This is a genomic window from Pseudoalteromonas thalassia (assembly GCF_049257215.1).
GTDB classification, from domain to species: domain Bacteria; phylum Pseudomonadota; class Gammaproteobacteria; order Enterobacterales; family Alteromonadaceae; genus Pseudoalteromonas; species Pseudoalteromonas lipolytica_C.
This window is the reverse complement of record NZ_JBMMUE010000010.1, coordinates 1-11,213: the sequence shown is the minus strand read 5'-3', so window position 1 is coordinate 11,213 and position 11,213 is coordinate 1. Positions and strand designations below refer to the sequence as shown.

The following is an 11,213-nucleotide window of genomic DNA, read 5'->3' as shown; positions in this document are numbered from 1 at the left end:
ACTCCTTGGCAAAAATCGTTTTAAGATCAAACCATAATGAAATCAAAGATGTTCATGTGATTTTCATGCATGGACTGGGTGGTAATGCAGAAAGTACATGGTTAGATAGAAATACTAAGCAGAAGGCTTGGCCACTGTGGCTTATGGAGGATTGTGATGATCTAAATATATGGACAGTAGAATATGATGCTCCAAAGCTTAAATTTAATAGTTCAGGAATGGGCATTCCAGATCTTGCTACAAATATATTCGAACACATACTAAAGGTACCTGAATTAGCTGAAGGAGAAATAATATTTATTTGTCATAGCCTTGGAGGATTAATTACAAAGCAAATCATGAGACTTGCAAATGATCAGATAAAAAGAGAAATTGCTCAGCAATTCGTTGGCAGGGTTACTGGCGTGGCGTTTCTGGGCACACCTCATCTAGGTGCTGATATTGCTTCTACAGGTCATAATTTAGCTTCCAGAGCACTTCTAAGGTGTCTAACCCTCCAAAAACCATCAATAGTTGCTGCATCATTAAGTCGAAATGATCCAAACCTAAGAGAATTAAATACTTGGTATCGAGATTGGTGCCAGCACAAAGTACTGAGACATCTTGTCCTTATAGAAACTGAAAAAATGTACGGTACTATCACTGTTGTTAAACCAGACAGTGCTGATCCAGGTATAGCTGGGATTAGAGCTATTCCTATTGCGGTTAGTCATGAAAACATTTGTAAGCCAAATGATAAAAATGATGAGATATATACTCATATCAAAGAATTTGTATCTCAAAAAAAAAGAGATTTTCATAAGCTATGGATAAGTTCACGATTTAATAACGATATAAACGCATGGGAAGGATATAGTAACTGGGCAAATTGCCCCCATGGAACGACCGGTGAATATTTCGTTGATGAACAGGTTAGATTGCTTGATTCATCTTCAAGCAATAATGAAGGACTTAAAGGTTTAGACGGCTTAAACCTTATTAGAAATAAGTTATTAGAAAGAAAAGCGTCTATTAGACTTGTTGGTTTATCTGGTGTTGGAAAAACTAGGTTCGTGCAAGCCTTGTTTGATGAGCGTATTGGTGACAACCCTTTGCCCCACAAGGCTGTATTTTATACTGATATGGCAAACGGCCCAAAACCAACACCTCAAGCTTTGGCTGAAAAAATCGTTGGTGAAGGGAGACAAGCAGTTTTAATAATAGATAACTGTCCGCCTGACCTACATAGATCTCTTACAACCTTATGCAGCACTGAAAGCAGCAACACCAATTTACTGACTGTCGAATATGATTTAAGAGAAGACCAACCTGAGCAAACTGAAGTATTCTCTTTAGAACCATCTTCAATTGAGATTATAGAAAAAATACTTAACGCTAGATATCAGCATCTAGGTCAGCAAAACTCTAGAACAATCAGTGAATTTTCAGGTGGTAACTCAAGAATAGCTTTAGCTTTAGCTGAAACAATAGGTAAAGACGAAAACATCTCAAGTTTAAGGGATGAAGAACTATTTAAAAGGCTATTTTACCAACGTCATGCTAATGAAAAGTCACTCGAAACAGCAGCTCAATGTCTTTCACTCGTTTATTCATTCCAAATTAACAGTGAGAAGACTTATAGTGATGATATTACTTTCCTCAGTAAACTATCAGAAATTCCAACAAGAGATATTTATGAATCAGCTAAAGAGCTAAAGCGTCGAAATTTAGTTCAGCAACGAAGTAAATGGATGGCTGTTTTACCGCACCCAATTGCGAATAGGTTAGCAAAGTATGCGTTAGAAAATATAAGTACAGGTGTTATTTCTGATAACTTTAATGAATCAACAGATGAACGCTTACTAAAATCCTTTTCAAGGAGACTAGGCTACTTGCCAAAATGTGAAGAAGCCAAAATCATCGTTAATGATTGGTTAAATGAAAATGGATTATTACATAAACTATACGCCGAGGGTAAAAGTGAACTTGCCTGGGTATTGCTCACCAATATAGCTCCTATTTCAACTAAAGAAGTTTTACTTTACATTGAAACCTTAGCTAAACAACCTGAGTTTTGTACACGAAAAAATAAACAATTCACCGCAATAACAAGGCTTATTAGATCTATTGCATATGAGGAACAGTATTTCGGCACATGTGCCAAATTGCTATGTCAATTCTCACTATCTGAAGGTAAAACTGAGAATTACAACTCTATCAGAGATATTTTAAAATCATTGTTCCAACTTTATTTATCTGGAACACATGCAACCAAAGAACAGCGTTTAGATGTTATAAAGAATTTAATTTCTACCGCTAACGAGCAGAGTGTATATCTTGCTTTCGAGCTATTAGATTCATCTCTTGAAGCTTGGCACTTTTCCTCAAGCCATAGCTTTGATTTTGGTGCAAATCCAAGAGACTTTGGTTATAGACCAAAAACCAACCAAGATGTTGCAGACTGGTATCAGTTGTTCATTGAATATACATCTGAATTTATCACTAATAAAACTCCTCACTCAGAACGAGCTAAAAAAGTACTAGGCAAAAGCCTGCGTAGCTTGTGGCGACAAAATCACTTAAGAAATTTAATTGAAAGTACTTGTATAAAAATAAGCACTTTAGGAATGTGGGCTGATGGCTTTTCTGCCATTCATGATATTTTAAAATGGGATTGCAAAACTTCCACAGAAAAGGAAAAACAGCGGTTGCAATCAATCGCAAACCAATTATCACCTAAGTCCTTATTAGACGATATAAACATGTATGTATTGGCTGATAAATGGAAATTTCATGATTTAGATGAATACGATGAGAATGGTATTTTAATTGAACATGGTTATAAAAAAGGGCAGCAGTACGCTATAGATTTGGGGGTAAAAGTAGCAAATACTGATAGTCAGTTACTTCAATCTATGTTGACTGAACTTCTATCATACAGTGGTTCTAACTCTAACTTATTTGAATTTGGAGAAGGCTGTGCTGAAGGAACGCATAATAACCAAGAGTTATTAACCCTTACTATTTCTGCATTAGAAGAAATTCCTGAGAAAGAACGAAACATTAACTTCTTATGTGGTCAAATTAAGCACCTCTCGAAAGTTAATATCAGCCTCACTAATACTTTCTTAGATAAGTTCATGACACACCCTGAACTCAAGAAATACTTTATATTAGTCCAACTGAGTTACGTTATCGACCAAGATGCAATTGCTAGAATACTCAAAGCATTAAAAGAAAATACATCTCCAGTTTGGATGTATAGAAACTTAGCATGTGGTCGCAGTCACGAACCAATACCCGACGATCAGCTATGTGAAATATTGGATTTAATTTGGAAACAACAAGACGGCCAGGCAGTTGCCATAGAAATACTATCAATGCGCTTTCACGAGCTAAAGCAAAACCAACACTATGTTGTTTCAGATTTGCTTAAAGAGAAATCAGCGTCACTTTTAGCATCATTCAATTACGCTGAAGAAAGAGGAACTTCAGGTGGCAGCGATTATAGTTTAACCCAAATAGCCAATGTATGCTTTTCTGCCGGTACAAATGAAAAGTATGCTTTAACTGTTCTAGAAGCAATTAAAGCGAAAATTTTGACTCATATTATCGACAGATATGATTTCCCAGAATTTATGTCCACAATTATTCAATTACATCCTATTTTAGCCCTTGAAATATTTATAGGTAAAAATAAAGAAATAGAACCTCAGATAAGAAATGCAATAAAAGGTAGGCTTGACAAGAAAGTAAGTCCATTCTCGAAAGTTAATATAAAAAGCACGTTAAATTGGTGTAAATACAACGGCAAAGATAGCTATCCGGCTTTAGCATCGATTATTACACCTTACCAATCAAATGAAAAAACTTTAGAGTGGACACCATTAGCGATTGAATTATTACAAGCTTGTCCAGAACCTGCTTTGGTTTTGGATAAATACTTATCTAACTTCACTCCAAGTGGAGGGGCAGGCTCATGGGCAAAAATACTTGAGTCTCGATTACCTTTATTTCAACCATTGATAGATTCAACTGATAAAAGAGTATCAGAATGGGCTATTGCTAAAAAGCCACAATGGGAAGCTTACATTGCAAGAGAATATGAAAGAGAAGTAGAACATGACACTGAAAATGGTGAGCGATTTGAATGGTAAATAAATATATCGAGAATTAGCGATAATAAAAGGCGAACCATTTCTGGTTCGCCTTCTATACTTAGTTAGTTTCCAACTTCAATTGCAGTTTCCAACTTCGATTACGTGGTTTCCAACTTCAATTGTCGTTATCACGTGATCACTTAGTCACGGTATGTCTCAACCGCTGGGCATGAACAAACTAGGTTACGGTCGCCGTATACGTCATCGATACGGGTTACTGTAGGCCAGAATTTGTCTTTTGCTACGCTTGGTACTGGGAATGCAGCGTAGAAACGGTCGTATGCACGATCCCACTCATTGCCTAGTACGTCTGCTTGTGTGTGCGGTGCAAACACTAGCGGGTTGTTTTCAATTGACCATTCGCCAGATGCGATACGGTCGATTTCTGACTTGATTGACACCATTGCTTCGATGAAACGGTCGATCTCAACTTTAGACTCAGACTCAGTTGGCTCAATCATTAGTGTGCCAGCTACTGGGAATGACATAGTTGGTGAATGGAAGCCGTAGTCTTGTAGACGTTTAGCTACGTCCATTTCAGTGATGCCTGTTTGCTCTTTAAGTGGGCGTAGGTCAACAATACACTCGTGCGCAACGCGGTTGTTACGGCCACGGTATAAAATTGGGTAATGCTCGCTTAGCTTCTCAGATAAGTAGTTAGCGTTCACGATAGCCATTTCTGTTGCTTGTTTTAAGCCTTCAGAGCCCATCATGGCAATGTATGCCCACGAGATTGGTAAAATAGCTGCTGAGCCGTAAGGAGCAGCAGAAACCGCACCGTTACCGATGTTTGTGCCAGCAACATTAATTACGCTGTGGTTAGGCATAAATGGCGCTAGGTGAGATTTAACACCGATTGGGCCAACACCTGGACCACCACCACCGTGTGGAATACAGAATGTTTTGTGTAGGTTAAGGTGCGATACGTCAGAACCGATTGAACCTGGGCTTGTAACACCTACTTGCGCGTTCATGTTTGCGCCGTCCATGTACACTTGACCGCCGTGCTGGTGCACGATGTCACAGATTTCACGAATTGTTTCTTCGTAAACACCGTGTGTAGATGGGTAAGTGATCATGATACAAGATAGGTTTTCAGATACCTCTTCGGCTTTCGCTTTAAGGTCTGCCATATCAACGTTACCGTTTTTATCACAGTCAACTACCACGATTTTCATGCTTGCCATTTGTGCAGACGCTGGGTTTGTACCGTGCGCTGAACTTGGGATCAAACATACGTTACGGTGACCTTCACCTCGTGACTCATGGTATTTACGAATCGCGATTAAGCCTGCGTATTCACCTTGTGCACCTGAGTTAGGTTGTAGTGAAACTGCATCGTAACCTGTGATATTTACTAACCAATCATGTAGTTCTGTCATCATGATTTGGTAACCTGCTGCCTGATCAAGTGGGCAGAATGGGTGTAGGTTTGCAAACTCAGGCCAAGTGATTGGGATCATCTCAGCTGTCGCATTAAGTTTCATCGTACATGAACCTAATGAGATCATTGAGTGGTTAAGCGCTAAGTCTTTGTTCTCTAGGCGCTTGATGTAACGCAACATTTCAGTCTCGCTGTGGTACGAGTTGAAGTTAGGGTGCGTTAAAATTTCGTCATCGCGTACTAGGCTTGCAGGAATTGAGTTGCTGCCGTTTACTTCGATTTCGTTTGCTAGTGCGTCAACGCTTAGGCCGTGATCTTCACCTAAGATGATGTCGAATAACTCAGCTACGTCTGCACGAGTTGTTGTTTCTGATACAGAAATTGAGTATTCACCTGCGCGGTTAGACGCAAAGTTAACGCCGTTTGCTACTGCACGTGCAACGATTTCGTCTTTGTTATCTGCAACAACAGTCAGTGTATCGAACCATGTGTCGTGCTTAAGGTTTAAGCCTTTTGATTTTAAGCCTGCCGCTAAGATGTCTGCAAAACGGTGGATACGCTCAGCGATAGTTTTAAGGCCTTGTGGACCGTGGTAAACCGCGTAGAACGCTGCCATGTTCGCTAGTAGTACTTGCGCTGTACAGATGTTTGAGTTGGCTTTTTCACGACGAATGTGTTGTTCACGTGTTTGCATTGCCATACGCAGTGCGTCGTTACCTAAACGGTCTTTAGAAACACCGATAATACGACCAGGTAGTGAACGCTTGTACTTGTCGCGTGTTGCGAAGAATGCAGCGTGTGGACCACCGTAACCCATAGGTACACCAAAACGCTGTGCTGAACCAAGCACTACGTCTGCACCTAGCTTACCTGGTGCTTTAAGCAGTAATAAGCTCATGATGTCTGCAGCAACACAGGCAATCGCTTTTTTGCTTTGTACGCCAGCGATTAAATCGGTTACGTCAGTGATTTCACCCGTTGTTGATGGGTATTGGAATAACGCACCAAAAATATCGTGGTCTAGTGCTTCAGCTGCTTTACCAACGATAACGTCAAAGCCGAACTGCTCTGCACGTGTTGCAACAACGTCGATTGTTTGTGTGTGCACGTCATCAGCGATGAAGAATGCATTTGCTTTAGACTTAGCAACACGCTTTGCAAGGCCCATTGCTTCTGCCGCAGCCGTTGACTCGTCAAGTAATGACGCGCTTGCTAAATCAAGACCAGTTAGGTCTAGGGTCATAGTCTGGAAGTTTAATAATGATTCTAAACGACCTTGTGCAATCTCTGGTTGGTAAGGTGTATACGCAGTGTACCAGCCTGGATTCTCAAGTACGTTACGTAAAATTACGTGTGGTACGTGAGTTGGGTGGTAGCCTTGACCGATGTATGATTTGAACACTTTATTTTTGCTTGCCACTGATTTTAAGTAGCTTAGTGTTTCAACTTCAGTGCGGCTTTCGCCAATTGATAAACCTTGCTCTAAGCGAATGCTTGCAGGTACCGTTTGACCGATCAGCTCTTCAACACTCGATACTCCAAGAGCGCTCAGCATGTCGCTTACTTGCGCTGGGCTTGGCCCAATGTGACGGCGAATAAAATCTTGCTTTTGCTCTAATTGTTCAAGAGATTTGGCGTTTGACATTTGTCCAGATTCCTATGATCCAAAAAAAAGTGGTTACTGCCAATGGGTAACTGGCAATAACTTAAAAACGTGTTGATTTAGTAACTTACAGCGTATGGAAAGGTAAGCTATAAAATCATAAAAGCCCCTGTGAAACCCAAGCTACGCATTTAATTAGCTGGAGATCTAGACGGGGCTTTTAGTCGGCGTGACTAATTAATTAGTCTTCGTCGATTGTGTTAGCGTAGCCTTCAGCGTCTAACAGGTTATCAAGCTCTGATGTGTCAGATGCTTTGATACGGAATAACCAACCGTCAGTGTACGGGTCGTTATTTACTGTTTCAGGCGAATCTTCAAGATCTTCGTTGATTGCAACGATTTCACCGCCGATTGGTGCGTAGATGTCTGATGCTGCTTTTACAGACTCAGCTACTGCGCAGTCTTCACCCGCGTCAACTTCATCACCAACTTCTGGTAATTCAACGAATACCATGTCGCCAAGAAGTTCTTGTGCGTGCTCAGTGATACCTACAGTAAACGTACCGTCACCTTCGTCGCGAACCCACTCGTGTGAAGTAGCATATTTTAATTCGCTTGGGATATTGCTCATCTTTTTGTTCCTTTGGTTTATATTGGGTGATAACACCAAATTTTTTATAGTTTAGATAACTGATTTGCCGTTACGTACAAAGCAAGGTTTAACAACCTTAACGTTAACCAGTTTTTTACGCATCTCTACTTGGGCTGTTTCGCCAGTTGAACGCGGAACGCGTGCTAGCGCAACACTGTGACCAAGAGTTGGTGAGAATGTACCAGAGGTAATCACCCCTTCACCACCTTCAACGATGACTTTTAAACCGCTACGCAATACGCCTTTTTCTTCAAGCACTAAACCAACTAGTTTGTCTGTGCTCTTGTCAGCGCGTTGCTGTTCTAATACTTCACGACCGATAAACTTACGATCTTCTGGCTCCCATGCGATTGTCCACGCCATGTTTGCAGCAAGTGGAGAAACACTTTCGTCCATATCTAGGCCGTAAAGGTTCATACCTGCTTCAAGACGTAACGTATCACGTGCACCTAGACCAGCTGGCGCTACGCCTGCGTCTAGAAGTTGTTGCCATAAATCAGCAGCTTGATCGTTAGGTACTACGATTTCATAACCATCTTCGCCAGTATAGCCTGTTGTCGCAATAAATAAATCACCTGCTTGCACACCAAAGAAAGGCTTCATACCTTCAACAGCAGCTTGTTGCTCCGCGTTAAGTACTGTTGCTGTTTTAGCACGTGCGTTAGGGCCTTGAACGGCAATCATTGCAAACTCAGGACGCTCAGTAACCGTTACGGCGAAATCAGCCGAAACTTTAGCTAAATGCGCTAAATCTTTTTCACGTGTTGCTGAGTTAACAACTAAACGGTAGTTCGTTTCTGAGAAGAAATAGATGATAAGGTCGTCGATTACGCCGCCTTCTTCGTTAAGCATACCTGTGTAAAGTGCTTTACCCGGTACAGTTAACTTAGCAACGTCGTTTGCCACTAGCTTACGTAAGAACGCTTGCGCTTGATCGCCTTGAACATCAACAATTGTCATGTGAGATACGTCAAACATACCTGCATCTGTGCGAACCGCATTATGCTCTTCGATTTGTGAGCCGTAGTTGATTGGCATTTCCCAGCCGTGAAAATCAACCATTTTTGCGCCAGCTTCAAGGTGCTTAGCATGTAAAACTGTTTTAGAAGTCATAATATTCCTTCACTTTTAAATTAACCCACAAGTTGTGGGGCGTGGCCTCAATTTAATGAGGGGGAATAACATGGGCGGCGATTATACATTAGTTGCACAGTTGTCACACCCAAATTGCGATTTTGTAACTAAAAAACAGCTAAACACCCAAGTGCGTAGCTGTTTTAAAAATTTTATCTTTTAAGCAACGTTGGCTAAGGCTAAATCAAAGCCGAGCTGCTGTAAGTGCGTTTGCCATTTATCAAGCTCTGCTTGGCGCGCCACCAGCTGAAATTGCTGTGTTGCTTGGTTATCTATCGCGGTAATAAATACCTCACCGCTTTGTGCACCATAGCAGCTGCGCATGTCTGATAAACGCAGTCCCGGCGTTAGCTTAAAGCTGTCGACCAAGGCATCAAACGCTTGCTCACCACTTAGGGTTAGTGCGCTTAAGTCGTCACGCATTACATAATCAATGTCGTAACGAAGTTGTTGCTCATTAATAAGTGACTGTAATTGCACGCTGGCATCTTTACCTAACACAAAACGAAATGCGGTTTCGTTAAAGTAATACAGGGCATAAGCGTAGCTGCTTGTTAGGTCATCGTCTAATGAACTACGTAAGCCTAAACCGCTAGCGGTTAGCTTATTAATATCAAGACCTAAAATAGCCGTTAAAAATGGGATTGCTTCAGTGCCACTAAAATCCATAATGGCAGTATCGTTATTAGCTTGTAGCACGTTGTCTGCTGGGGTCTCAGCTTGGCTGTGGCGAGCAAACATTATTGGCGTAAAAGTCATATGTGACACCTATCAATCATTAATGGCTGAAGTATATTGCGCCGTGCTAGCAACAACAAATTGTAATTATTTATCAATTGATAAATAATACTTATATATATAGCCCTATAAATAGAATTTTTTAATGAAAAACATTTCTACCGATAGTTTACGTACTTTAGTCACCGTTGTTGAAGTTGGCGGATTTGCCAAAGCGGGTGAATTATTGGGGCTATCACAACCGGCTGTGAGCTTACAAATAAAGCGCCTTGAAGACATGCTGGGCCATAAGCTATTTAAAAAGCAAGGCCAGCGCCAAGTGCTTAATCAGTATGGCGAATTACTTATGCCATTAGCGAAGCAAATGCTGCAACAAAACGATGCTATTTTGCAGCAGTTCACCAGCGAAAACGTGACCGGTAAAGTGCGCTTGGGGATCCCCAGTGAATTTGCCGCACGTATTCTACCTTCAATTATTGGTGACTTCGTGGCCCTCTACCCTGACGTATCGCTCGAAGTGCGCTCTCGTTTGAGTAAGCATTTGTTGTCGGTCTCGCGCCAAGATCAATTCGATTTAGTGCTGGCATTAAACGAAGAGCTCGAATCAGCTAAGTTCCCTATTTTTATGCAAGACCAACTAGTATGGGTAGGTGATTTAAACCTTGCACAGAACGATGTGGTCACGCTTGTAACCGCCCCTGAGGGATGTATATATCGTCGCCGCGCAATCGAAGCACTACAAAGTGCGGGTATTAAATACCGCATTGCCTACAGTAATGCCGACTTAACCGGCCTAACTGCGGCGTTAAAAGAAGGCTTAGGCATTACAGTGCTGGCAAAAAGTACCGTGCCAAATGAGCTTAACTACCAACTGCAAACCAAAGACCTCCCCGAGCTTGGTCAAATCGGTATTAGTTTAATTAAACGCACCGACGATCCAGGCACCGCCGTAGATAAACTCGCCGAATTCATCGCCCTACGTTTGACGTAGGTGTGAGTTTTCAAAATTGTAAAAACGATTTTATATCTCGTAATTCAATGAATACTCACAAAGAGGTATAGAGACGCTGCGCTTTAGAAGAAAAACTACATAGCTTTATGGTCTTTCTCATTCTCTTCTCATTATCTTCTCTTTGTGCAAAAAATAGTGAACCACAGAGTACACCGAGGCGCTTCGCGCTACATAAAAAAAGTAATACTCACAAATAGGAAAAGAGACGCTACGCTTTAGAGTTAAAACTACATAATCTTATGGTCTTTCTCATTCTCTTCTCATTATCTTCTCTTTGTGCAAAAGAATATTGAACCACAGAGTACACCGAGGCGCTTCGCGCTACATAGAGAAAGTAATAATCACAAAGAGGATAAGAGACGCTGCGCTTTAGAAGAAAGACTACATAGCTTTATGGTCTTTCTCATTCTTTTCTCATTGTCCTCTCTTTGTTGTGCTTCAATGAAACCGGACACTAATTTAGGTGGTATTATTACCACTCAAACAGAGGTGTTCTATGACAAAACAACGTCGCTCTTTTTCTCAAGAGTTTAAACTTAGTTCAGCAAAAT

Annotated in this window: 6 protein-coding genes; 2 read left to right on the top strand and 4 right to left on the bottom strand. The window is 41.0% G+C overall.

Going from position 1 to position 11,213, the window contains the following annotated elements:
* Positions 1 to 5 precede the first annotated feature (5 nt).
* A complete protein-coding gene (locus AAEU31_RS12685) occupies positions 6 to 4,136 on the top strand; it encodes an esterase/lipase family protein (RefSeq protein ID WP_421967366.1) in 4,131 nt (1,376 codons plus the stop codon).
* 143 nt (positions 4,137 to 4,279) lie between these two features.
* Here AAEU31_RS12685 and gcvP read toward each other — a convergent pair whose 3' ends face one another.
* From gcvP to AAEU31_RS12665, 4 genes are all read right to left on the bottom strand, one after another.
* The gene (gene gcvP, locus AAEU31_RS12680; RefSeq protein WP_421967365.1) at positions 4,280 to 7,168 is read right to left on the bottom strand and encodes an aminomethyl-transferring glycine dehydrogenase; all 2,889 of its coding nucleotides are present in this window, start codon (positions 7,166 to 7,168) and stop codon (positions 4,280 to 4,282) included.
* Positions 7,169 to 7,367: 199 nt separating this feature from the next.
* A complete protein-coding gene (gcvH, locus tag AAEU31_RS12675) occupies positions 7,368 to 7,757 on the bottom strand; it encodes a glycine cleavage system protein GcvH (protein WP_062570365.1) in 390 nt (129 codons plus the stop codon).
* Positions 7,758 to 7,808: 51 nt separating this feature from the next.
* Positions 7,809 to 8,891 carry a glycine cleavage system aminomethyltransferase GcvT gene (gene gcvT, locus AAEU31_RS12670; protein WP_199526747.1) on the bottom strand — a complete coding sequence of 361 codons (1,083 nt, stop codon included), beginning with the start codon at positions 8,889 to 8,891 and terminating at the stop codon, positions 7,809 to 7,811.
* A gap of 180 nt (positions 8,892 to 9,071) precedes the next feature.
* On the bottom strand, positions 9,072 to 9,671 hold the full coding sequence (locus tag AAEU31_RS12665) for a hypothetical protein (RefSeq protein ID WP_062570363.1): 600 nt from the start codon (positions 9,669 to 9,671) through the stop codon (positions 9,072 to 9,074).
* A 124-nt stretch (positions 9,672 to 9,795) separates the two neighbouring features.
* On the opposite strand from AAEU31_RS12665, the gene AAEU31_RS12660 reads away from it, so the two are divergent.
* Entirely contained in the window at positions 9,796 to 10,641 is an 846-nt protein-coding gene (locus AAEU31_RS12660) for a LysR family transcriptional regulator (RefSeq protein ID WP_054560757.1), read from the top strand.
* Positions 10,642 to 11,213: the final 572 nt, after the last annotated feature.